This is a genomic window from Chryseobacterium sp. AG363, from assembly GCF_003610675.1.
Lineage (GTDB): Bacteria > Bacteroidota > Bacteroidia > Flavobacteriales > Weeksellaceae > Chryseobacterium > Chryseobacterium cucumeris.
Genome location: NZ_RAQF01000002.1, coordinates 2,553,472 through 2,577,626, shown reverse-complemented (window position 1 = coordinate 2,577,626; position 24,155 = coordinate 2,553,472). Strand labels below are relative to the sequence as shown.

Here is a 24,155-nt window from a genome sequence, read left to right as displayed (position 1 = left end):
CTTTTATTTTATGAGGTTCTTCATTCGTCAGAAATCTAAGATTCGATATAGTCAATGACAAAACAGAAAATTTCTACACTTCTCCCTCAAAGAAATCATTGAGATAGTCCTCTTTGTCTTTTTCTTCCCGTCCGGAACCCAGATATTTTTTCCAGGACTGAGATTCATAATATACAATGCCCATTTCCCAGACACAGTAAGTTGGAAGATGGGTTTTGTTTCTTTCCCATACTTCAAATTTTCCGGAACCATCATAATATACGCTTTCCCACAATTCATTTTCACTGCGCCATGTGCAGACTAACAGGAGATAATTTTCTCCACAGCGATGCATGATGACGAATCCCAGATCATCGATGTTTTTAAAATTTTCTTCAGCATTTTCAATACACAATTGTGCATTATCAATGTCCTGCCGGGAAACTTCCGAAGGATCACTTGCGAGGTCATACCATTTGAATTTCGTCTTTCCAATGGTAAATATTCCTTTTGGCTGTGCGTATTTGGAAGGATAGGTATTGGTTCTCATATCAATTGCTTTCTGAGGTTGGGTGTAATGTCAGGATAAAAATCACAAATAAGAAATTTTTAACGATCTGATTTATCACCTGATATTATAGATTTTATTGATTCTAAATTACCGAAAAAATCCGTAAATTTGTAAACAATTTATATTTATATGTTGACGAAAGAAAAGGTTCAGGAATTCCTTAAAGAAATAGAAGTAGACGATTTGGTGAATAATCTTCAGATTATGGGTAACGATGTTTATATTGACATGACTGCTCATTCACCTGCAATGCACGAAAAGAAAAAACTGGAGGCTGCCATGAAACAGGCTTTTGCCAGTGAGTTTGGAGAAGACATTCATTTAAAACTTAAAATCGTTTCTCCGGAGCCTAGTGAAATTCAGCAAAGTCAGATCAAAGGAAAACAAATTCCGGGAATTCAAAATATTATCGCTATTGCTTCCGGTAAAGGAGGAGTAGGGAAGTCTACCGTTTCTGCAAATATGGCAGTAACGTTAGCTAAAATGGGCTTTAAAGTAGGATTATTGGATGCAGATATCTACGGTCCTTCAGTTCCTACCATGTTCGATACAGAGGGACAGAAACCAATTTCTGTAGAAGTGAATGGTAAAAATCTGATGAAGCCTATCGAAAATTATGGAGTTAAAATGCTTTCAATAGGATATTTCTCCGGCGCTAATCAGGCTGTAGTGTGGAGAGGTCCTATGGCTTCAAAAGCTTTGAACCAGATGATCAGAGATGCTGCATGGGGAGAGCTGGATTTCTTATTAATTGACCTTCCTCCGGGAACAGGGGATATTCACTTGTCAATTATCCAGGAAGTGCCTGTAACAGGAGCGGTCATCGTAAGTACACCTCAGCATGTTGCATTAGCAGATGTAAGAAAAGGAATTGCGATGTTCCAGATGGAAAGTATTAACATTCCGGTTCTTGGATTGATCGAAAATATGGCATATTTTACACCGGAAGAACTTCCTGACAATAAATATTATATCTTTGGAAACCAGGGAGCACAATATTTAGCGGAAGATCTTGGAATTCCGGTGTTAGGAGAGATTCCATTGATCCAAAGCATCAGAGAAGCAGGAGACGTTGGAAGACCAGCTGCGCTTCAGGAAGGATCTAAAATTGCAGATATCTACACAGAAACTGCCAGAAAAATGGTAGAAAGTTTAGTGGAAAGAAATAAAAATCTTCCTCCTACTGAAGCTGTGAAGATTTCTACGATGGCAGGATGCTCGCCAAAAGCAAAATAATAATAATTTCAATAAAATTTGAAAAAACCGAATTGAACTGAAAAAATATGGAAACAAACATAACGCACGAAGATACCGTAACAAGAGTAATGGAAGCTCTGGAAAGCATCAGACCATTTTTGAATAAAGACGGAGGTGATATTGAGCTTATTGATGTGAAAGATAATCAGGTGTTTGTGAAACTTTTAGGTAACTGTTCCGGGTGTTCATTGAATTTTTCAACCTTAAAACTGGGTGTTGAAAATACAATCAAACAACATGCTCCGGAAATCGAAAAGGTAATCAACGTAGAGTAAAATATATCTGAGATATTTTTAAAAAGACAGGCTTTTTTAAGGCCTGTCTTTTTATTTGCATATTGAGTCCACTAAGCCTACCAAACCCGTCAGGTTTATGATGAAATTTTTCAGACTCAAAAAAAATGTTTTTATTGTTTTACAACTTTGTTTCCTACCCCTTCTATAGAAACATCCGGCTTTCCTGATTTTGTTCCGGAAGTCCGGTAGTAGACCATATTACCGCCACCTTCCATGGAAATTTTATCCACTTTATCGATGTATACTTTATTACCTGTTCCTGAAACCGTAATTTTTTTAGCACTTCCTTTGACTGTTAATGTGTTGTCGCCACCTTCTACCTCAACAACGCATCCATTGAGAGCGTAATTGAGCTTGTGGCCCACACCTTCTATATGTACCACCTTATCGCTTTCTGTTTTTTCTACTCCTTTTGTAGATTCTACTTTTCTTGATTGTGAAAATGCAGTAACTGTTCCCAGCAGCAGGAAACAAAAAATTCCTGCAGTTTTAATATTTTTCATTGTGAATTGGGTTTTTGTTGAGGATAAATATAGATATAAAATGCTTTTTTCAAGAATTTTAAAAGTTAAATCATCATAAATAATCAGGTTGCTTCAGGAGACGGTTTTTGTAATAATTTCTTTAACTATCTTTAATACTTCAGTAGATTTTTCCCGGATGATTAATGCATTCTTTTTATTTTTGATCAGCTCAGTGAAGTTATTGTCTTCCATATTAATGTCTACGATAAAAGCTCCATACCTGAGTGCGGTTTCGGCAATGGCAATAGGAAGGCTCGTTGCTCCGGAAGTACCAACAATAAAAAGAACACCACTGTTTTTGGCAATTTTAAGTGCACTGAATTTTTTGTTCGTTTTTTCATCATAATATTCATCAAACCATAAAATATTCGGGCGCATCCAATGCCCGCAATGAGTACAGGTTAAAAGTTCTTTATCTTTTGCGGTAAGATCTTCATCCAGATCTTTGCTTTGTATGTCCACAGGCAGATCCATAATTTCTTTACATCCGTTTGAGCATTTAATCTCCCTGTTATTCCCATGGATTTCATAGATTCTTTGGCTTCCGGAACGGCGGTGAAGGTTGTCAATATTTTGGGTAAGCAGATGAAATCTGTCCTGAAGTTGAGTTTCAATATCTGCCAATGCAAAATGACTTTCGTTGGGAGAAGCATTTTCAAACATTTTTTTTCTGAAAAGAGAATACTGCAGAACTTCTTCCGGATGCTGTCTGAAATAACGTAACGTTCCAAATTCTTCAGGCTTGTGAAACTGAGTTCCTTTTACCCAAATTCCATCTATTCCACGATAAGTAGGAATACCACTGTCTGATGAAATTCCTGCACCGGTAAGAAATGTAAAGAGATTTCGTTTTTCTTTATGCCAGACTTGTTGAATAATATTCTCTAATTGATTTTCCATTGTGTTATTAAAAGTTTAAAACTAATGAATTTTCCAGTAACAAAAAAGCCCCGGAATCTCCGAAGCTTTTTCAATCAACTAAATATTATATTTTATCTTACAATGACTCTTTTGATCTGTCCTTCCAAAGTTTTTACAAGATAAACTCCCGTAGAAAGGTTAGCAGTGCTTATGGTTAAAGCATTCTTTTCTTTCCCGATCAATTTTCCGGACATATCGTATAATTCATAATCCTGTTTTCTGTTAAAATAAAGAGTATTTCCTTTGTTGACAGGATTTGGGAATATAGTAAAGGTGGCCTGTTCGGTTTTTATTTCACCTGTTCCTAGTGTTGCAGGCGTGGCCACTTCATATATGGATAAAGTTCCGCTGATTTCGTTGGCGATAATCACATAACCTTTATTGGTTGTAGTGTTTTCAGGAGCGATGTAGATAATTCCTTCAGGACCATTATCACCTCCGTATGCTGAAGTAGAACGGGAATTTTTGTAATCTGTAAACGTAGGGGTATTAGGATCTGTAATATTATAAACCATAACACCGCCAGTTCTTTCTAAAGTAATGAAAGCATACGTCTGGTCATTGATTTTTCCTAATGCTACTCCTTCCGGTTCCGGACCTTTGGCGCGGCTTCTGTTTTTAGTAGCGTTAGACTCATTATCCGCATTGAAAATCAAAGGATGATAAGCTGAAATATATCGTTCAAACTGATCTCCGCTGTCATATACAATCTGTTTAGTATCAGCATTGAAAATAGAGAATGAACGGGCCCCTAAAGCTGCCATTTCTTCAAACTCTGCATCTCCATCCATATTTCCTGTAGCAGATGAAATCCTGAATCTGCCGAGGTTATAAGAAGCTTTTAAAACATTGGCATTCGGAAACAATATAGGATCTAAAATATAAGTGCTTGCTCCCACAGTCGTTCTTTCGCTAAATCCTGAAAGATCCTTTTCATCACCTTCATTAGCGGTTACAATATAGTTGGTGTTTCCTACTTTGTAATTTTGTACTGCATCCGGTACATAATACGCTTTTACCGGCCAGTTGGCGATTAGAACCTCACCATTATTGTCTGAAGCATCAAATCCGTTACCCGGAAGACTCATGTCTTTTTTGCCCAATCCCCAGATACCTGTGATCGTTTTGGTAGCCAGATTAATTTCAGCAATGGCATTATTTTCCTGAAGGGTTACCCATGCTTTCTGACTGTCGGCACTGATGGTTACATATTCAGGTTCCAGATCCTGAGAAAGGGTGTTATTTGTTCTTACTTTTCTTAAACCGGTAGCGGTTAATGCTGCTACCTGATTATCAAAACTATTAAAATTAAGTGTCGTTACATTACTTTGGGTAAGATTTCCAACACCTCCGGAAATGTCAATGATACTAATAGTTCCTTCAGGATCTACAGTATAAGCGTCATTAGGCTCTCCTTCGTTGGCAGTAACTACTTTTGTTCCGTCAGGGGAGAATGTTATCATATCCGGTAAAGCTCCTACAGTTACCTGCTTAAGGAAATTTCCATTGATGTCAAAAAATACCACAGATCCATTTTGCTGAGGATCAGTATTGGGAGAGGCGGCTGCAATAATTCCGTTTTTCACAGCGATACTTGTGATCCCACCGTAAGGAGCCATATTCACTGTTTTTATGACTGAGGGTATTGAAGGATTACTGAAATCAATAATATCAAAAACATCCGTAATGGAGCTGATCGTAAATAAACGTTGTGTTGACGGATCATGAACTACAATTTCCGTAGAGCTGCTATTATTTCCTGAAGGATCAAAACTTAGAAGATAATTCAGTTGGATCTGATGGGAAGGAACCGGAGCCGCTTTATCATTATCTACAATATAAACCGTTGCAGAATTGTCTCCTGAAATAGTAGCTCCAACAGGATTTTCAAGGCTTACCACAAAATATTCAGCCTGCTGTTCTGCCACTGTGTCATCAATAATCGGAATATTGACGGTATAACTCGTTGTAGATGGAGTGATATTAATAGTTTGATTAGTTAAAGTAAAATCATTACCGTCAGCTGTACTGAACGGTGCTGGCTTTACAACCAGATTCACTGTAGAGGTAGAAGGATTGGTAATATTGATTTTAAATGCAAGATTTCCTGAATTTTCATTGACTTTGATGAAATTCTTTTCTAAAGAAATTGCTGTTCCGGCAGTGGTAAAAGTACTGGAAGTAACGGCAGTAAGCCCATTATCATTGAAATCTTCTACCATATTGGGCTTGAGAGCCAGATAATAAGTCTGCCCTGGCACTAGTCCGGAAGTTGGGATTACAGTGATGGTATTGTTGCTGAAAGTTGTAGTGAACGGAACTTGTGTACCTGTAGCATTTCCAAGACAGAATTCAATAAGATTTTGTGCATTGGAATTGTTGAGTGCAGAATTATCAGTTAATCTTACATTTTCATTGAAAGATAGGGTTGGATTTACAGTTGTTGAAGCGTTATTGGTATTATGGGCAGGCAGGTAAGTGACTGTTGGTGGAGTAGTATCAACATTTCCTGCAGGAGTGGCGTCCACCGTAAAGTTGTCAAAACGATTGTTTCCTCCTGTTCCGCCTCCCGTTGCGGAAAATTCTACCTTTAATTTAAAGTTAGGGTTGTTGTTGGCTCCCTGTATAGTGGAAAAATCCAATGTAACCAATTGTGGATCGGCATCCTGAGGATTCACCGTCTGAAACTGCATAAAAGTGGTTCCGTCGGTGGAATAAGACCATGTCTGTGTTCCTGCTCCCTGACCGGATCTTCTGGTGGTGAACTTAACAACGATGTTATTATAGCCCGTTGTAGGAAGATTAAACTGTAAAGCCCCTCCAATCGGATTATTGAATCTTAAATGGGTTCCGGAAACATCACCGTTTCTTGCATTTAAATTTTGCAGACTAAAATTTTGTCCGGTACCTCCGGCAAAATCGATGACACTTGTTCCTCCTGCTATAGGTGCAAGAGAACCGTTCACCATCGTAGAAGCAGGGGTAGTAACTGTAGCTGCAGAAGTATTATCGTTAAAATTCCAGTAATGAATCAGTGTCTGTCCGAAAAGACCGCTCTGAAAGAAGAATGCGGCAATCACAGACCCTTTTAATAGGTAGTTGTTGATCATTTTTTATTTCAATTAGATAAATACAAAAATGAACTTTATACCTTGCAATTATTTTAATGGAACTTTAAGAAATGTTTAAAAAATAGGTTTATTTCCAATAAAAAATAAAAATTATGTGAATAAGAAACTTTATAGTGAAATTATTTTCCTGATTTTCCCGAAAAATTTAAAATCGTTCTTGATTTATTTCCTTCCAAAGGATGTTTCTGCATATAAAAATATCCTGAAACAGCAGTCACAAGCAAGAGTACAAAAATAACCAGAACAATTCTTTTTAACATGTCTCTCATAGCGCTAAATTTTTAATATCTCTAATTTCTAAAGTAGATGTAGGGTATCCTTTTTGTGTCACATTGATCATTGCTCTACCCACTTCGTGTAAAGTTAATGATTTTGACTGAAAAAAAATAGGAAAAATCCAAATAAAAGGTTTAAAAAACCACTTTACATTGGTTTGACCCTCAACAGGTTTCATGAATCCGGGACGGAAATTATAAGCTCCTCTGAAACCCATTCTTTTCAAATCATTTTCTGTTCTGCCTTTTACACGCGCCCACATCAGTTTTCCACTCTCCGTACTGTCTGTACTTGCCCCGGATACGTAGTTGAACACCATTTCAGGATTTTGGTTCAAAACAACTTTGGCAAAGTGAAGCGTTGTATCGTAAGTGATTTTGGTATATTCTTCTTCCTTCATGCCAACGCTGCTGATTCCGGCACAGAAAAAACAGGCATCATAACCTTTCAGTTTTTCATCATGAAGATCTATCGAAAGGAAGTCAGAGACAAGGTATTCTTTCAGCTTGGGATGTGTTTTACCGGAGGGTTTTCGGCTTATACTCAGGATTTCAGAAACATTTGGATTTTCAAGACATTCCATTAAAACACCTTCGCCTACCATTCCTGTTGCTCCTGTAAGAAGTATTTTGATTGGGTTCATTGCTTTGCTATTGATATGGGTATGACGGATGAGGATGAGGTTTTACTTTAATTTTTTTGATAAAAGATAAAAGATAAAAGATAAAAGATAAAAGATAAAAGATGTTGTCTTAAATGTCCGGATTCAATAATTCAATAGGGGTGGGCTTTAGCCCGCCTTAAAAAATGAGCTACCTTCTCTTGGCTTTAGCCAAAACTTAATAATAGAAATTGCTTCGTCACATTGTTCCTCGCAATGACATGGAAATGTTTTTAAAATAGAAAGCCAGCTCAAAAATAGCTGGCTTTCAATCGTATTGTTTGTTGTTACTTTTTATGTTGCAGCTGACTGTAAATATTATGGATCAATCCGTCTGCTACGGAAATTTTTGGAACAAAAATTTTGTTGATATCAGACCACGACATCACATTGTTGAAGACGCCCAGGGCGTGTACCAGTACATCGGCACGGTCTTCTCTCAGATTGTAGTTGGTCATTCTTTCTTCTACGGAAAGCTCATTGAATTCTTTGTAAACCTTTTTCAGATGAGACAAAGACATCGGTTTTCCGTCTTTGGTTTTACTCATAGAGAATACTTTGTTGATATTTCCTCCGGAACCGATAGCAACAATTGGTTTTTTGCTGACAATATTTTTTTTGATCTCATCCTTCATTTCTTTCCAGTTGTCCATAGTCACAAGATTATTGAGAAGACGGATCGTTCCGATATTGAAAGATTTTTCATAGACCATTTTACCATTTTCATAGAAGGTAAGCTCTGTAGAACCTCCACCAACGTCAATATATAGATAGGCAAATTCTTTATCAAGACCTTCTGCAACATGATTTTCATAAATCAGGGTAGCTTCCTCATCACCGGAAATAATTTCAATATTGATTCCTGATGTATCTTTTACCAGATTGATGATATCATTACCGTTGGCAGCATCACGCATGGCACTGGTAGCACAGGCTCTGTAATGATCTACTTTGTATATTTTCATCAGGTCACTAAAGATCTTCATGGAATCAATGACCATTTTCTCTCTCTCCGGACCAATTTTTCCGATGGTAAAAACATCCATTCCCAGTCTCAGAGGAATTCTGAGAAGGTTGAGCTTGATGAATTCAGGCTTTCTGTTGTTGATCTTTACTTCATTGATAAGAAGGCGGGCTGCATTACTCCCTATGTCTATCGCTGCTATCTTCATTTCTTGCTTGTTTTAGCTTTTAAATATTTATAGGTTTCTATTTGTGATCGGCATTCGTGTTTATCATTTCTTACGTATTCATTGCTCAGTTTTTTGTCTAAAATCCTTGCCTTTACGTTATCTTTAAGTTGGATGTCCAGAATGTCTTTTAATTCCTTCTTAAGGTTTTTATCAGTGATTTTAGCGGCTGCTTCAATTCTGTAATCCAGGTTTCTGGTCATCCAGTCTGCGGAAGAAATGTACATATCCTCGGCCCCTTTATTGTAAAAATACATGACTCTGGCATGTTCAAGATATTCGTCTACAATACTGATGGCTTTTATTTTTTCTCTGAACTCCTTTTGATTGACGGCACAATAGATCCCTCTTACGATCATTCTGGTCACCACTCCGGCTTTGGCAGCTTCATATATTTTTTCAATCAGAGCACGATCACTCATTGAGTTGACTTTAACGATGATTTCTGCTTTTCTTCCTGCCTTGGCCTCTTCGATTTCTTTATCAATATGGTGAACAATCTTTTCACGCATAAACTGAGGGCAAACTAATAAATTTTTACAAGTTTTCAAAATAGGAATAAAGTCATCTTTCGGTTTTTTCAATACATTGAATACTTTATTGATATCCGCCATAATGCCACGATCAGCGGTCAACAGCAGGTGATCACCATATATTCTAGCTGTTTTTTCGTTGAAATTTCCGGTACTTACAAAGCCATACTGAATGGTTTTATTGTGGGCTCTCTTTTTGATGACACAAAGTTTGGCGTGTACTTTTTTATTAGGAATTCCTACAAGAACAGTAATTCCTTCAGGCTCCAGCATGTCTTTCCATTCCAGGTTGGATTCTTCATCAAATCTTGCCTGAAGCTCCAGCATCACAGTCACTTCTTTACCATTTCTGGCAGCGTAAATCAGAGCATTGATAATTTTTGAACTGCTTGCCAGACGGTACGCTGTAATTTGTATGGATTTTACATCCGGATCCATAGCGGCTTCACGGAGAAGATCAATCACCGGATTGTACTTGTGATAAGGGAAGGTAAGGAGTACATCTTCTTTTAAAATTACGTCAGTCACCCTTCCCCCATGTTCAAATGCCTGATGCGTAAAAGAAGTTCTTTCTACAGGTCTTTCATACTTTTCAAAAACATCAGGGAAATCCATGAAATGTTTGAAATTATGAATTTTTCCTCCAGGGATGATGCTGTCTTTCTTCGTTAAGTTCAGTTTCCTGATCAAAAGTTCCAGCAAAGCTTTATCCATATCTTTATCAAAAACAAAACGGGTGGGCTTCCCTTTTCTTCTGTTTTTAAGACCTTTTTCTATTTTTTCTGCAAAGTTGGTTCTGATATCATTATCCAGATCCAGTTCTGCATCTTTTGTTACTTTGAATGCATTGGCTGCAAATTCATCATATCCGAAATAAGAGAAAATATGCGGAAGGTTAAAGGTAATCACATCTTCCAGTAACATGACATTTTTTTCTTCCGGATCTTCCGTTGGCAGCAATACGAATCTTCCCACAAAGCGGGATGGAATTTCAATAATGGCATAATTGCTGGAATACTGCCAGTCTTTTTTTCTCATAGCCACTCCCAGATAAAGACTTTTGTCTCTCAGATAAGGCATAGGAGTATTTTCGTGAAGGAGAATCGGGATCACATTGGATTCTACCACTTCATCGAAATATTGTCTCACAAATTCTTTTTGGTTGGCTGTCAGGTTTTTGGCATTCTTAATAAAAACTTTATGATCAGCCATTTCGGTCTGGATTTTTTTCCAGGTTTTATCGAAATTCAGCTGTTGTCTCATCACAACTTCATTGATTCTCTGAAGGATCTTGGATGGCGGCTGGTAGAAAGATTCAGCAATCACCTTTTCCTTAAAATCCATGGCGCGCTTTAATCCGGCAACACGTACTCTGAAAAATTCATCTAAATTGTTGGAGAAAATTCCAAGGAAACGTATTCTTAAATGTAAGGGAACTTTTTCATCCATAGCTTCCTGCAAAACTCTTTCATTAAAGGCAAGCCATGTGATATCTCGTGGATTAAAGTGTATTGACATTCTAAATGTGTATATTTTATCAAAAATAATAATTCACAAAGATTCTGCCTCTATTTCTTAGGTTAAACTTTGATTAATTTTTAAAGGTTTGGTGAGTTGTTCTTTGTGATTTTCGATTTTCCTTATAAAGTAATTGGTTTTCAGTGGTTTTTGATATATTTATATCACGAACTATTTGCCATTAATCAGGATATATATTCATTGGAGAAAATGCTTTAAAGAATTATAAAAACTTGTAACCATGAAAAAAATTACGATTATACTTCTGCTACAGTTATTTGGTTGGGTATACAGTCAATATGTAGAGGTCTTGGAAAAAGGAAATTTGGAAAACCTATCTCCTCAGAAATTTATGATTTCTTTACAGAATCAGGAAAACTATAAATCTGCTTTTTTAGGACGATATAAAGCTCATTATCCCGGTACCTACCTCGGACATTTGTTTACAGCTATTAGCGATGAAGCAAAGAATGCAGGGGCCAATGCCTATTATATTGTGAGTTTCAAAGAAGGAGATAAACAAAATGAGTCTGAACTGATATTGGATACTTATCATATCCGGGATTCTGATATCAAAGATCAAAGTCTGCTGATTGAAAAAAATAGAATTTATATTATTGGGGAACCCGTTTTAAATAGTGAAAATACGTCAAAGTTTAAAGTAAACGGAGCCAGAAAAGAAGTAAAAGACAATACATTTGCAACTGTAGTAATAAAGGAAAATGAAGAGGTTAAAATAGTCAAAGGAGGAATTACTGGAATGGCAGTATGGGTAAAATGGAAGCCGGAGCAGTTTAATAAATTCTACAGCTTTTCAGGCATCGGAATAGACGGTGCAGGTTTTGGAGCTAATGGAATGGGAGTTGGCATTAATACAGGAAGGATATATTCCGTAGATCCTGACCTTGGGTATTTTTTAATCCGGGTTTTAAAAGAAAGTAAATAGTATCTTTCACCTCATAGAGGAGAAGTTGACATATCTTCATACATAAAAAATGATTTTTTTTCCTGAATATAATTTCAAAACCTCGATTTTATCGGGGCTTTTATTTTTATTGTGTCATTTTGTCATAATTTTTTGAATGGTACAGATATTGAGAAATTGAGAGTGTAAATTAAATTAAAAATAGAAAAAATATAAAATATTATGAGTAAAATAATTGGAATTGACTTAGGAACAACCAACTCTTGTGTTGCTGTAATGGAGGGTAAAGACCCTGTTGTTATTCCTAACGCAGAAGGTAAGAGAACTACTCCTTCTATCGTAGCTTTTACGGAAGACGGAGAGAGAAAAGTAGGTGATCCTGCAAAAAGACAGGCTGTAACGAATCCAACAAAAACTGTTTACTCTATCAAAAGATTTATCGGAACCCACTTTAAAGATGATGCTTCTGAAATCACAAGAGTACCTTATAAAGTAGTTGCCGGACCAAACGATACAGTAAAAGTAAAAATCGACGATAGAGAATATACTCCACAGGAAATTTCTGCAATGACTCTTCAGAAAATGAAGAAGACTGCTGAAGATTATCTTGGACAGGAAGTAACAAGAGCGGTAATTACTGTTCCTGCATACTTCAACGATGCACAAAGACAAGCTACTAAAGAAGCAGGTGAAATTGCAGGTCTTAAAGTAGAAAGAATTATCAACGAACCTACCGCTGCAGCGTTAGCGTATGGTCTTGATAAAAACCATAAAGATCAGAAAATCGCAGTATATGACCTTGGTGGTGGTACTTTCGATATCTCTATCCTTGATTTAGGAGACGGTGTATTTGAAGTATTGTCTACAAACGGTGATACGCACTTGGGAGGTGATGACTTTGATGATGTGATCATCAACTGGATGGCTGATGAGTTCAAAGCTGAAGAAGGTGTAGATTTAAAAGCTGATGCCATTGCTCTTCAAAGATTGAAAGAAGCTGCTGAAAAAGCGAAAATTGAATTATCTTCTTCTCCTCAGACTGAAATCAACTTACCATATATCACAGCTACTGCTACAGGTCCTAAACACTTAGTGAAGACTTTAACAAAAGCTAAATTCGAGCAATTATCTGCTGATCTTGTAAGAAGATCTATGGAGCCTGTGGCTAAAGCATTAAAAGATGCTGGTTTATCCACTTCTGATATCGACGAAGTGATCCTGGTAGGTGGTTCTACAAGAATCCCAATCATCCAGGAAGAAGTAGAAAAATTCTTCGGTAAAAAACCATCTAAAGGAGTAAACCCGGATGAAGTTGTAGCTATTGGTGCAGCAATCCAGGGAGGTGTATTGACAGGTGATGTAAAAGATGTATTATTACTTGACGTTACTCCACTTTCTTTAGGTATCGAAACAATGGGTTCTGTATTCACAAAATTAATTGAAGCGAATACTACGATCCCAACTAAAAAATCTGAAGTATTCTCTACAGCTTCTGACAACCAGCCGGCTGTAAGCATCAGAGTAGGACAGGGGGAAAGACCAATGTTCAACGATAACAAAGAAATCGGTAGATTTGATCTTCAGGATATCCCACCAGCACCAAGAGGAGTTCCTCAAATTGAAGTAACATTCGATATTGATGCTAACGGTATTCTAAGTGTATCTGCTAAAGATAAAGGAACTGGTAAAGAGCAGTCTATTAAAATCCAGGCTTCTTCAGGTCTTTCTGACGAAGAAATCGAAAGAATGAAGAAGGAAGCTCAGGAAAACTCTGCAGCGGATGCTAAGAGAAAAGAAGAAGTTGAAATCTTCAACAAGGCTGATGGATTGATTTTCCAGACTGAAAAACAATTGAAAGAATTCGGTGAGAAACTTTCTGCTGACAAAAAAGCAGCAATCGAAGCAGCTCATGCAGAATTAAAAACAGCTTTTGAAGCTAAAAATGCTGATGACGTAAAAGCTAAAACTGAAGCGTTAGATGCAGCTTGGATGGCCGCTTCTGAAGAATTATATGCAGCAGGTCAACAGCCAGGTGCTGATGCAGCAGGTGCTCAGAATGCAGGTGGAAACGCCGGAGCTGAGGATGTACAGGATGCTGACTTCGAAGAAGTAAAATAATTATTGATTTAATAAATAATAAATAATAAATAATTTAAACCCGCTTTAAACTTTAGAGCGGGTTTTTTATGCATCTATTTTTCCATTCATCTTTTTGTACCCTTTCTAATATTTATATTATTTATAACTCTTCAGAAGATTTCTTAGTTTGAATTAGATTATTATTTTACCGAATAGCAATTAAAAAGATGTAGATAAAAAGCAATATGGTTTAAGAAAAATATATGATATATAAAATATGTTTCCTATTTAATTAATTTAATGCTATTTTCTAAAAATATTTTTATTTTAGCATGTAATGAAATACTTTCAACACATATTTCAATTTTTATTTACAGTTGGGTTTCTTTTCTCATCTGGACTCCTGTTTTCCCAAGATCTTAAATATAAAGAGTATGATTCAATTCTTTTGAATACGCCTAAAGAAATGGGGAAAAAAAATATTCCCAGAGAAAAAATTATTCTTTGGAATAAGGAGATGTTAGAAAAAATGAAAAAAGAAAATTATGTGAGAGGAATAATTTGGGCTCATATCAATATTGCCAATCAATGCTGGAATTTAGGAAATGGAGAAGAAAGTATAAAAAATCTGAATGCAGCAGAGAGCATATTACATAAAAACGAAAGCGAGATTGATTTTTTTACAATTGCTAAGCTTTATCAGGAATATTCGCAGGCCTATTATGTCATGAAGCTGTATGATACAGGTCTGAAGTATAATTCTAAAGGGGGATATTACGGAAATAAAATTGAAGATAAGGATAGAAGGGGTAAATTTTTATCTTACGTGTATACTACAAGAGCAAATTTTCTTTATGAAAAAAAAGATCTGGATTCTGCGCTCTATTATTTAAAACAATCCTCTCTATTGTATGAAAGCTTAAGCACGACCTCTCAAATTGCTAATCATTATATCGAATATCATCCCAGCCAGAATGCCGCTAAAATCTATCTGGAGCAGGGAATGGATATCATAAGCAAAAAGAAACATGAACCTAATAGTTATCAGATATCTGTCTTTTACTATTACTATGCACAATATTTTTTTAAAGAAAAAAATTATGAAAAGGCAATAGTATATTTAAATAAAGCTCTTGAATACAATAAAAAATTAACAAATATTGGGCATTCTGAAAATATATACAAGCTTTTAATATCATGTTATAAAAATTCGGGTAATTTAGAAAAGGAGAAACAATATCTGGAGTATTATATAAAATTAAAAGACAGCCTGGAAAACTCACAAGCCAAAGGTGTAGAGTTATCTATAAAAACAATAGAAAAAGAAAAAACAGAAGAAAATAAAACACTCAAAAAAAAGATATTTATTTATAGCAGCATTATAATTTTTTTAATTTTGTTAGTATTGGCTTATTTATATTATCAGAATCATAAAAAAAAGAAAGTAATCTTAGAAAGCAAAGAAATAATTTCCAGAAAAGAAGATGAAACCAAAGTATTGGAGAGAAGAATTTCAGGAGTACATGAAGATTTAATTCAATTGGCTAAAAATAATGATATTAGTTTTTTGGAAAAGTTTCATGAAGTTTATCCTAATGTTTCTCAAAAGCTATTGGCGATCAATCCGGATTTAACTAAGGATAATCTGGCATTCTGTGCTTTAATCTGGTTAGGATTCTCTTCCAAAGACATTGCTGAGTTTACTTTTATGCAACACAGATCTGTACAGATAAAGAAAAGCAGATTGAGAAAAAAACTCAACCTCGGATCAGATGTGGATCTTTATCAATTCCTTAAGTCTCTGGTAGATAATTAACGAAATTTTATATCTGTTTTACATATTTTGTAATCAGTAATTCTTAAATCATCTCAATAAAAAAACTTTGTTAATCATTAATCTCGGGTATTAATTAAAAGGATTAGTTAATAAAGTTAAAATCTGATATTTATTTTATTGATTCAGGAAAATAAAAAAGGCCTCTTGAAGTTTCCTCCAAAAGACCTTTATAGTAATTATTAAATCTTTTTTTTTTATTAATTATCTTTAGCAAAAGCTGTCGCAGATATTGAGCCTACACCCCAGTTGAAGTTTTGTCCTGAAGCTGCCCACATATTAAACCTAACTGGATGATTTGTACTTTCAACATATCCATTTAAAGTGTAGGTTATTATAACAGGAGAAGCGCTGGTATTGTTATAGGTCTCAGCATATTTTCCAACGGTAGAAACCATTTGAGAACCATTATTACCTTCAGGAATAGTATATTTTCTCGAGCCTGCTGGCTCTTCTCCGCCGTTTCTGATAAAGCGTACACCATAATAGCCTAATTCATTTGAAGCTGTATTTGTGGTGCCGACCGGAACATTATAATCGACAACAATTTTAGCAGTGCTATTGGCAGGAACTGTAACGGAAACAGACAATCCCAGATCTAGATTATTTATAATAACACCATTTCCCGTTGCTAGCTGATCTACCGGAAAGGTTGCTGTATCAGTAAAAACCCCTAAAAGCTGATAATCAGTTGTCTGGGGAGCTAATTTACTCCAGCTAGGAGCTGTAGAAGTTCCAGAATTATAATAAACCCCCTCTCCATAAGGAGCTAATCCTGTGTTGGAATTATAAACCATAAGCGCTTTTGCAGGAGAAGGAATTGTAGATCCATCCGTCATAGATGTTAATGATACCCTGGGCAGTAAAAAACCTCTATTGGTTGTATTGAGCTCAAGTAAAGCTGAATTATCAGGAGCATTGGTGCCTACGCCAACATTTCCACCCACTGGATTGAGTACTAAAGGAAGACCTGCAGCAGAGGTTTTATTCTGGCTTGAAATATAAGATCCATAAGGAAAGTTTGCATAGGTTCCGAAATCAAGAGCATGATTACTGTTTCCATCAACCCGAAGCGTGGCATTGGTAGTTGCTGTTCCTAGTGCAGAAGGCTGGCCATTGCTCCCAGCTACCACCAGTTTATTAGTGGGGGTCACAGTCCCTACTCCAACATTTCCAGCTGAAGTTATCGTCATTTTTTGGGTATTGTTGGTTGTAAATCTCAGATCATTAGCTGTAGTGGTTCCTACAGATACTACACCTCCTCCGATATAAGATTTCAGACTCACTGCGCCATTAGTTTGATGTAATCCGAAACTGTTATCAGGAGCAGTGATGGTAAGTTTAGCATCAGGTGTAGTAGTACCTATCCCTACATCTCCAGCTGGAGTGATTGTCATTTTTTGGGTATTGTTGGTAGTAAATCTCAGATCATTAGCTGTAGTGGTTCCTACAGATACTACACCTCCTCCGATATAGGATTTAAAATTAACGCTACCATTAGTGTGATTCAAACCGAAGCTATTATCAGGAGTACTGATGGTAAGTTTGGTATCAGGAGTAGTGGTACCTATTCCTACACGGCCATTGGCTGCATCCACGGATAAGGTAGTTCCATCTACAGAAAATGCATTAGTTTGTGTCCCTGTGAATGCCAAGGTATTGGCTCCCTGTGTTACCGTTCTATTTCCCGTAAGGGTGCCATCTGTGTTATAAATATTGACAGAAGAGCCTCCTCCGGAACTACCATCAATAGACTTCCAGGATGAATTGCTGAAAATAAATTCCTGTGCTTTACCATTAGGAACAGTAACGCCATTCAAAGTAGCCCCAAATCCACCTGTGGTATTATTGTAGACAATAAGGCGCTGACCTGCATTAGGAGCAACAGGTGCTGTAACAGTTATGTTTGTAGTAGCTGCTCCTGTAAGCTGTACCAAACTTACATTAGCTGGGATCGTAACGGCATTACCTGTGACAGCCAATGGCGTTTCACGGTTGGTAATTGCTCCGTTCACATCCAATGTGGTGCCGGGAGTGATAACACCCAGCCCCAGATTACCATTGGAAGTTGTCACCAGGTCATCTTTAGCCTGAGCAGCAGTAGGTGTCCCGGTTGTTGGATTATTTTTTAATCCATCAATATTAAATACTCCCTGAGGATTGGTTGTATTAATTCCAACCTGTGATTTTACCAATGAAAAAGTAGCAAGCATCCCCACTACGAATAAATTTTTTTTCATAATATATGTTAATTAATCATTTCTTATATCAACAATTATAATAGCAATGAAGATATTACTGAACTATCTAAATGTTTACTTACTATTTATTTTGCAAAGGTAATGTTTGGTGAAGTTTGTAAAGCGTATTATATGCTTATCATAGATACAGCATTGGTATATCATAGGTACATCATTTGCGTGTTTTTATTGAAAAAATAAGTGATAAGAGGAAAAATTATTAATAAATTAAACCTCTTCGTAGTGAATTAAAAAAGAGGGTGCTATCTTTACTTTTTGTCTTGGTTGCTTTTTATCAGCTTACTAAAAGAGGTTGAAAATGAGGATTGGTTTATCAATATAATTTCAAATCACGGTTTATAGAGGAGAAATGAATGTGTTATTGATTTACATTAATAAAGAGACAGATAAATATGTTGATTCTGTACGGAATTTTTTTTGCTGCCAGGTGGAAATAGGTGCTTTTATAGCAGATGTCGTGAAGTTATATCATGTGTTCTGAGTCTTTATTAATGGGTATTTAGATGTATGATGTATGTGTGATGTATGTTGTTTTTATGTATTTTTTATTACTTTTTTTAACCTTGTGAAAAATAAAATAGATACGTGTATAAGAAAAGTTACCCACTGATCTCCTCGTGAGATTCTGAATTTTGCATAAAAATTAATATCATCCGGAAAAGGGTGAATTTTATAATAACTGTATTACATGGAACGGAAAATTATGATGGATAGGGAAGTATTGCCCTGTTTTTTTCTGTAATGATTATGCCTTCCAAATTTGTAATTATTGATCTGAATAATAGTTCTATTAGGTCATTATCAGTAGTTTTTTATCTTCAATTAACTATTTATTATTATGTTCTTTTTAAAAAAAATCAATAAAATAATTTTGCTTTCCTTACTACTATGCTGTTCAGAATTATTGTCCCAACACTATACAGAAAGTAATATTGATACTTTATTGATAAAAACAAACGAAGTACTTCGGACAAGAATATCCGACGATGATCTTATCCGTTGGAATAAACGCATCATAAAAGAAGCAATCCGGATTGGCTACCGTGAAGGAGAGGCAATAGGGTATACCAATATTGCCAACCGGTTTATATTTGGAGGTGATGTAAAGAAGGGGCTGGAATATTTAAAGAAGGCTGAAGATATATCCAGGAAAAGCAATAATAATTTTCTTTTTGGTAAAATTAATCAGGAGTATGGCCAGGTTTATAGTAAAATGGATGTGAGCAGGTTGGCTTTGGAATACAATTCAAAAGCGATGAATTATGGTTTGAAGCTGCGAAAAGATAACCGGGACTGCCGCCTGTTTTTACGCTATGTCTATTCAACCAGATCTGTATACATGTATAAGATAAAACACCCTGATTCTGCCATTATTTATCTCCATAAATCTATGAAAATAGATGCAAATCCTCTCGATATAGCTAATATTGCACAACACTATACTTTATTTGAATCGAAGCCTGATTCTGCTTGGTATTACTTTCAAAAAGCTTTTGCGATTTTAGAAACCAGGAACTTCAAACATAACAAATACCAGAGAGCTGTTGTTTTACAGAACTATGGGGTATTTCTGCACAGTCAGGGAAAAATCAGCGAGGCCATCGATTCAATTAAGAAGTCGATCGGGCTTGCAAAACAGGTCAACAGACCCAAGCTTATTCTTGACAATTATAAGGAATTGTCTGCACTTTATAAAAAAGAAGGTAATTCTGATAAAGAAAATGAATATCTGAACAAATCGATCTTATTGCAAGACAGCTTGGATGCCAACCAAAACCAAGCCATAGATCTTTCCATTAACATATTGAATAAAGAAAGGGAAAATGAAAAGGCTCAACTTAAAAATGAAAATAATACCGCTTTGTGGTATAGTGGTATCTCCATGTTTTTAGTCATTTTAATTGCTGTTTATTTTTATTTGCGTATAAGAAAAAAGAAAAAAAAGCTTGCGGAAAGCGAAAAAATAATTATTGAAATAGGAAAGGAAACAAAAGACTTAAAAAGAAAACTCAGTGAAAATTATGAGCATATTATTCAACTCGCCAAAGAAAAAAAGGTTGATTTTTTTCCAAAATTTCAGGAAACCTATCCGGAGCTATATAAGGAATTGTTAAAAATAAATTCTAATCTTTCCAAGTCGGATTTAGCTTTTTGTGCTTTGATATGGCTAGGCTTTTCTTCAAAGGAAATTGCACATTGTATCTCTATGGAGCACAGATCTGTACAGACAAAAAAATACAGGATACGGAAAAAACTGAATCTGGAAAGCGAGACAGATCTGTATCTTTTTTTCAGATCTATAACGGAGCCATAGAAATTTTGAATAGCATAATGAAACATTCAGCCTTGTATTATATAGATTTTCATTTTATATTTATTAATTTAATTAAGAAATGAGCTGTATACCAGCTTTAAGAAAATGTGTTTTTATTATGTCATAAATAATCTATTATCTGATTAAGGGGATAATGGGGTATAATGCTTTTTTTTCAGGTACTTGCGATTCTGTCATCATATTATTTCCTCTTCTGAGTTATCGTCAAGGAATTTAATACTTTTCTTATGATATTAGAATTTTGAGTTTTTAATAAATTTATCATAAAAAGAATGGAGCTGCTGAGCTTTCCGGTTAGCTTTTTCATACCGATTAATAAGCAGCTTAAGGATAATTCTCTTAATTAATCAAAATGTTTCTTTTTTGAATGTTAATAGATGTTCAATATCATTTCGGAACTTTGCTGTCTGCTTTTACTTCAGGCATATTAACCAGTTAATTTGATCATTTATTATTGGGGAGCAATACTCCTTATTTCTATGATTGAAAAAAATAAATAACTGTTTGTTATATTATTAACTCTGAATACAGACGTTTTCAATTTACTTTTTGTTAAGTATAAACAAGTAATTTATTGTAATTTTTATAAAAATATAGCAGGTATATTAAATATATTGTTTTTGTGAATTAGTAATGCTTTTATATGAGTTTTATAGTATTTGAGATATGATGTACTATTGATGTATGCGAAATGCATGTGTGTTGTATGGTTCTATTTTGAGCTTCATTTTAAGTGTTCTAATATTGTTGATGTTATTTATAACATTATTCACACACAAATGATTTTTTTTAATATTAACTAATTTTTTAAAATTAATTCACAAATGATGAAAAAAAATTTATTACTAACAAGTATGTTTGTTATCTTTTCCCTGTTGGCCAAGTCACAAGTGGGGATTAATACAGCGAATCCTCAGGGAATACTTAGCGTTGATGGGCTAAAAAATAACCCACCCACAGGAGTACCTACCGCAGCTCAGGCTAAAGATGATTTGATGATGTCCCCCAATGGTAATCTGGGGATTGGTACAATTACTCCCGGTACAACATTGGATGTGAACGGAGCGATTACCAATCGTGAAACAACATTGGACGTTACAGGTAATTCTGTTACTATTCCAGCTAATGTAAGTCAGGTACAACTTACAGGGTCAGCTACCGCTGACGTAGCTGTTGTAGCCCCTGCAGCTCCTAATGCAGGTCAGCGCCTTATTGTCTACAATAATACCACAGGTGGGTTTGGAGCTATTTTGAATGGCGTTACTGTTCCCAATGGTAAAGCTTTAGAATATATATACAGTAACTCTGGATGGAGATCTATTGATGGTGGTTCAGGGGGAGTTTCTTCTGTCAATATCTATAATGCGGATGGAACTATTACTGGTCACAGAAAAGTAATACAGGGAGCCAATACCTTAACATTTACAGGTACAAAGACCAATGCCTTTTCTGTGGATGGAAGTACCTTTTCTGTGGATGCGGCTAATGACCGTGTAGGTCTCGGTACTACAACACCCGATACCAAACTTACCATCAGTACACCAGATAATAGCTTTGGATTGAATCATACCAATGGTACAGTTAATCTGAAAACATATATCGGAGGAGGTGTAGTTTCTGTGGGGACCACTACAGCTAATGATCTGAGATTTACTACCAATAATACTCAGAAAGTGAGTATTACCTCAGACGGAAATGTTGGAGTAGGGACTGTGACCCCCACTAATAAACTGGTGATAGCTGGGAGCAATGCCCAGCCTTCTGCACTGGGTACAGCAACTACCAATGCCACACTTCGGGTTGATGGAAACAGTAATCATGCTCTTGATTTTGGAACCTATGCAAACTCTCCTTATGGATCTTATATTTCAAGCCAGAACAAAACAGCTACTACAGGACTTCCTCTGGTGTTAAATCCAGCGGGGGGGAATGTAGGTGTTAACACAACCCCGGGTACAGCAATGGATGTGAATGGAGCGATTACCAATCGTGAAACTGTACTAACTGTTTCTGGTAATAATGTTACCGTTCCGCCTAACGTAAGCCAGGTACAGCTCACTGGTGCTGCTACAGCAAATGTGGCTATTTCGGCTCCAGCAGCTCCAAATGCGGGCCAGAGACTGATCGTTTATAATAATACTACAGGAGGATTTGGAGCTACACTGGATGGCGTTACCGTTCCCAATGGTAAAGCACTGGAATATGTTTTCAGTAATTCTTACTGGAGATCTACCGATGGGAGTACTGTTGGAGTAAGCTCAGCTAATATTGGAGATATTAAGGCAAGTTTTTCAGTTTCTGATCATAACGGATGGGTAAAACTAGATGGAAGACCAACAGGTGGTCTGACTACTACTCAAAGAGCTGCGGCAAATTCTTTAGGTTTTGCATCATATATTCCTAATGCCAGTAACTCTTACTTAGTACAGGATGGTACAAGATTGGGAAGTATTAACAGTAACAACTCCCGTATAATAGCAAGGAATCAATTGCCTGATTTTCAGTTATCCGGTACAACCAGTTCTGCTGAGCCTACTATAAAGTATGATATTATCAATAACAATGGTAGACCAGCAACTGATACTTATTCATATACCTTCTTAGCTGGAAAAATTGGTACAGGTACGAGAAATCTTGATCATGTTAATACTAATGTATTATACCAGAATCCGCACTCCCATTCATTTAACACAAATAGTGTAAACGGTGGTGTAGCGCAGCAGTCCATCAATATACAGCCTCAAAGCTTAAGTGTGAATATGTTTGTTTATTTAGGGAAATAAGTAGCATATCTTATCAATAAAATATAGAAATGTAAGATCTGTAATTTAGTAAATAGAAAGATAAGGATTTCTTATTTGTTGAAAATCTGCAATATAGGTTTTTGATATGAGACCATTTTCAAGATATAAAAATAAGCTATGCTTTTTGGTATAGCTTATTTTCATTACGAATATAATCTGCAATGGATCATAGCCTAATTTTAAGGTACTTGAAATTAGGAATGAATAATTTAAAGATTATATGAAATATTATTAAGATAAAAATAAAAAATACTTCAATTAATTTATGTTTAATTACAATACAAGTTCTATAGAAAATCATCAAAATATGCAGCATCCTATGTTACGAAAATTAGGTCTTATCGGAGGTCTTTCCTGGCATTCAACGCTGGAATATTACATGTACCTGAATCAAACCATCAATGATCATTTCGGTAATAATACAAATCCTCCTCTTGTATTAGTAAATCTTGATCAGTATTGTATGCATCAGTTACAAAAGTCGGATCAATGGGATGCAATAGCAAGAATGCTGATTGAGGCTTGTGATCAGTTGTATAAAGCCGGAGCATCTGCCGCAATGTTTTGTGCCAATACACCTCATAAAGTGTATCATGATGTGCAACGGCATAGCATGATTCCCATACTGCACATTGGAGATGCAATAGGCGCTGCAGTCCGGAAAAAAGGGCTCTGTAAGGTTGGGCTTATTGGAACAATATTTACCATGGAGGAGCCATTTATTGCAAAAATCCTAAAAGATAAATATGATATTGATATAATGGTACCCGACCAAGAGAAAGACCGAGAAAAGCTTCATACCATTATACAAAAAGAACTGTCTCTTGGTATTTTAAAGCCTGAAACAAAAAAATACATATTGGATCAGATTGCAATTCTGGAATCAAAGGGTGCGGAGGGTATTATATTAGGATGTACTGAATTTCCCCTTATTATAGGGCAAAATGATCTGAATATACCGATATTCAATACCACATTGCTACATGCTCAAATGGGAGTAGATTTTATCCTGAGATCTGAGTTTTAATATTTGTTTAAAGAGTTTTGAACTGTTTAATTT

Annotated in this window: 17 protein-coding genes; 8 read left to right on the top strand and 9 right to left on the bottom strand. The window is 35.8% G+C overall.

Annotation, left to right across the window (positions count from 1 at the left end; translation table 11 throughout):
* Positions 1 to 73 precede the first annotated feature (73 nt).
* Positions 74 to 529, bottom strand: coding sequence for a hypothetical protein (locus tag DEU39_RS11660; RefSeq protein WP_062674104.1), 456 nt, complete (start codon positions 527 to 529; stop codon positions 74 to 76).
* Positions 530 to 679: 150 nt separating this feature from the next.
* Here DEU39_RS11660 and DEU39_RS11655 point away from each other — a divergent pair, with 150 nt between their 5' ends.
* Together DEU39_RS11655 and DEU39_RS11650 are read left to right on the top strand one after the other, a co-directional pair.
* Positions 680 to 1,786: an Mrp/NBP35 family ATP-binding protein gene (locus tag DEU39_RS11655; RefSeq protein ID WP_062674106.1), complete on the top strand. Its 1,107-nt coding sequence runs from the start codon at positions 680 to 682 to the stop codon at positions 1,784 to 1,786.
* Positions 1,787 to 1,833: 47 nt separating this feature from the next.
* Positions 1,834 to 2,082 carry a NifU family protein gene (locus DEU39_RS11650; protein WP_002977212.1) on the top strand — a complete coding sequence of 83 codons (249 nt, stop codon included), beginning with the start codon at positions 1,834 to 1,836 and terminating at the stop codon, positions 2,080 to 2,082.
* 131 nt (positions 2,083 to 2,213) lie between these two features.
* Here the strand turns inward: DEU39_RS11650 and DEU39_RS11645 are convergent, their stop codons facing one another.
* The 7 genes from DEU39_RS11645 to ppk1 all read right to left on the bottom strand — a co-directional run bounded on the left by DEU39_RS11645 (position 2,214) and on the right by ppk1 (position 10,857).
* Positions 2,214 to 2,606 (bottom strand): DUF3060 domain-containing protein, encoded by a 393-nt coding sequence (locus DEU39_RS11645; RefSeq protein WP_120232033.1) that lies wholly within the window; start codon positions 2,604 to 2,606, stop codon positions 2,214 to 2,216.
* Positions 2,607 to 2,699: 93 nt separating this feature from the next.
* A complete protein-coding gene (locus DEU39_RS11640) occupies positions 2,700 to 3,527 on the bottom strand; it encodes an SIR2 family NAD-dependent protein deacylase (protein WP_120232032.1) in 828 nt (275 codons plus the stop codon).
* 92 nt (positions 3,528 to 3,619) lie between these two features.
* A complete protein-coding gene (locus DEU39_RS11635) occupies positions 3,620 to 6,658 on the bottom strand; it encodes a choice-of-anchor I family protein (protein ID WP_120232031.1) in 3,039 nt (1,012 codons plus the stop codon).
* Positions 6,659 to 6,798: 140 nt separating this feature from the next.
* Positions 6,799 to 6,948, bottom strand: a complete 150-nt coding sequence (locus tag DEU39_RS24405; RefSeq protein ID WP_157885769.1) for a hypothetical protein — start codon at positions 6,946 to 6,948, stop codon at positions 6,799 to 6,801.
* On the bottom strand, positions 6,945 to 7,598 hold the full coding sequence (locus DEU39_RS11630) for an NAD-dependent epimerase/dehydratase family protein (protein WP_120232030.1): 654 nt from the start codon (positions 7,596 to 7,598) through the stop codon (positions 6,945 to 6,947). The genes DEU39_RS24405 and DEU39_RS11630 overlap by 4 nt, the downstream gene beginning before the upstream one ends.
* A gap of 305 nt (positions 7,599 to 7,903) precedes the next feature.
* Complete coding sequence (locus DEU39_RS11625) at positions 7,904 to 8,788, bottom strand: exopolyphosphatase (RefSeq protein ID WP_062674117.1); 885 nt, start codon at positions 8,786 to 8,788, stop codon at positions 7,904 to 7,906.
* On the bottom strand, positions 8,785 to 10,857 hold the full coding sequence (ppk1, locus tag DEU39_RS11620; protein ID WP_062674120.1) for a polyphosphate kinase 1: 2,073 nt from the start codon (positions 10,855 to 10,857) through the stop codon (positions 8,785 to 8,787). The genes DEU39_RS11625 and ppk1 overlap by 4 nt, the downstream gene beginning before the upstream one ends.
* A 241-nt stretch (positions 10,858 to 11,098) precedes the next feature.
* On the opposite strand from ppk1, the gene DEU39_RS11615 reads away from it, so the two are divergent.
* The 3 genes from DEU39_RS11615 (at position 11,099) to DEU39_RS11605 (ending at position 15,677) form a co-directional block, all read left to right on the top strand.
* Positions 11,099 to 11,803 (top strand): hypothetical protein, encoded by a 705-nt coding sequence (locus DEU39_RS11615; RefSeq protein WP_120232029.1) that lies wholly within the window; start codon positions 11,099 to 11,101, stop codon positions 11,801 to 11,803.
* Between the two features lie 201 nt (positions 11,804 to 12,004).
* Entirely contained in the window at positions 12,005 to 13,900 is a 1,896-nt protein-coding gene (dnaK, locus tag DEU39_RS11610) for a molecular chaperone DnaK (RefSeq protein ID WP_062674123.1), read from the top strand.
* Between the two features lie 490 nt (positions 13,901 to 14,390).
* Positions 14,391 to 15,677, top strand: coding sequence for a helix-turn-helix transcriptional regulator (locus DEU39_RS11605; RefSeq protein ID WP_183037407.1), 1,287 nt, complete (start codon positions 14,391 to 14,393; stop codon positions 15,675 to 15,677).
* A gap of 218 nt (positions 15,678 to 15,895) precedes the next feature.
* Here the strand turns inward: DEU39_RS11605 and DEU39_RS11600 are convergent, their stop codons facing one another.
* Complete coding sequence (locus tag DEU39_RS11600) at positions 15,896 to 17,935, bottom strand: beta strand repeat-containing protein (RefSeq protein ID WP_120232027.1); 2,040 nt, start codon at positions 17,933 to 17,935, stop codon at positions 15,896 to 15,898.
* Between the two features lie 892 nt (positions 17,936 to 18,827).
* Between DEU39_RS11600 and DEU39_RS11595 the strand changes: the two genes are divergently transcribed.
* The 3 genes from DEU39_RS11595 (at position 18,828) to DEU39_RS11585 (ending at position 24,122) form a co-directional block, all read left to right on the top strand.
* On the top strand, positions 18,828 to 20,270 hold the full coding sequence (locus tag DEU39_RS11595; RefSeq protein WP_183037406.1) for a helix-turn-helix transcriptional regulator: 1,443 nt from the start codon (positions 18,828 to 18,830) through the stop codon (positions 20,268 to 20,270).
* 845 nt (positions 20,271 to 21,115) lie between these two features.
* Complete coding sequence (locus DEU39_RS11590; protein ID WP_120232025.1) at positions 21,116 to 23,074, top strand: beta strand repeat-containing protein; 1,959 nt, start codon at positions 21,116 to 21,118, stop codon at positions 23,072 to 23,074.
* A 340-nt stretch (positions 23,075 to 23,414) separates the two neighbouring features.
* Positions 23,415 to 24,122 carry an aspartate/glutamate racemase family protein gene (locus DEU39_RS11585; RefSeq protein ID WP_065119644.1) on the top strand — a complete coding sequence of 236 codons (708 nt, stop codon included), beginning with the start codon at positions 23,415 to 23,417 and terminating at the stop codon, positions 24,120 to 24,122.
* Positions 24,123 to 24,155 lie beyond the last annotated feature (33 nt).

Coding starts and splice junctions, on each gene's coding strand:
- DEU39_RS24405 (WP_157885769.1), bottom strand. CDS start 6,948: ATGAGAGACATGTTAAAAAGAATTGTTCTGGTTATTTTTGTACTCTTG.
- DEU39_RS11655 (WP_062674106.1), top strand. CDS start 680: ATGTTGACGAAAGAAAAGGTTCAGGAATTCCTTAAAGAAATAGAAGTA.
- DEU39_RS11650 (WP_002977212.1), top strand. CDS start 1,834: ATGGAAACAAACATAACGCACGAAGATACCGTAACAAGAGTAATGGAA.
- DEU39_RS11615 (WP_120232029.1), top strand. CDS start 11,099: ATGAAAAAAATTACGATTATACTTCTGCTACAGTTATTTGGTTGGGTA.
- DEU39_RS11640 (WP_120232032.1), bottom strand. CDS start 3,527: ATGGAAAATCAATTAGAGAATATTATTCAACAAGTCTGGCATAAAGAA.
- DEU39_RS11635 (WP_120232031.1), bottom strand. CDS start 6,658: ATGATCAACAACTACCTATTAAAAGGGTCTGTGATTGCCGCATTCTTC.
- DEU39_RS11625 (WP_062674117.1), bottom strand. CDS start 8,788: ATGAAGATAGCAGCGATAGACATAGGGAGTAATGCAGCCCGCCTTCTT.
- DEU39_RS11605 (WP_183037407.1), top strand. CDS start 14,391: ATGAAAAAAGAAAATTATGTGAGAGGAATAATTTGGGCTCATATCAAT.
- DEU39_RS11645 (WP_120232033.1), bottom strand. CDS start 2,606: ATGAAAAATATTAAAACTGCAGGAATTTTTTGTTTCCTGCTGCTGGGA.
- ppk1 (WP_062674120.1), bottom strand. CDS start 10,857: ATGTCAATACACTTTAATCCACGAGATATCACATGGCTTGCCTTTAAT.
- dnaK (WP_062674123.1), top strand. CDS start 12,005: ATGAGTAAAATAATTGGAATTGACTTAGGAACAACCAACTCTTGTGTT.
- DEU39_RS11590 (WP_120232025.1), top strand. CDS start 21,116: ATGATGAAAAAAAATTTATTACTAACAAGTATGTTTGTTATCTTTTCC.
- DEU39_RS11660 (WP_062674104.1), bottom strand. CDS start 529: ATGAGAACCAATACCTATCCTTCCAAATACGCACAGCCAAAAGGAATA.
- DEU39_RS11585 (WP_065119644.1), top strand. CDS start 23,415: ATGTTACGAAAATTAGGTCTTATCGGAGGTCTTTCCTGGCATTCAACG.
- DEU39_RS11630 (WP_120232030.1), bottom strand. CDS start 7,598: ATGAACCCAATCAAAATACTTCTTACAGGAGCAACAGGAATGGTAGGC.
- DEU39_RS11600 (WP_120232027.1), bottom strand. CDS start 17,935: ATGAAAAAAAATTTATTCGTAGTGGGGATGCTTGCTACTTTTTCATTG.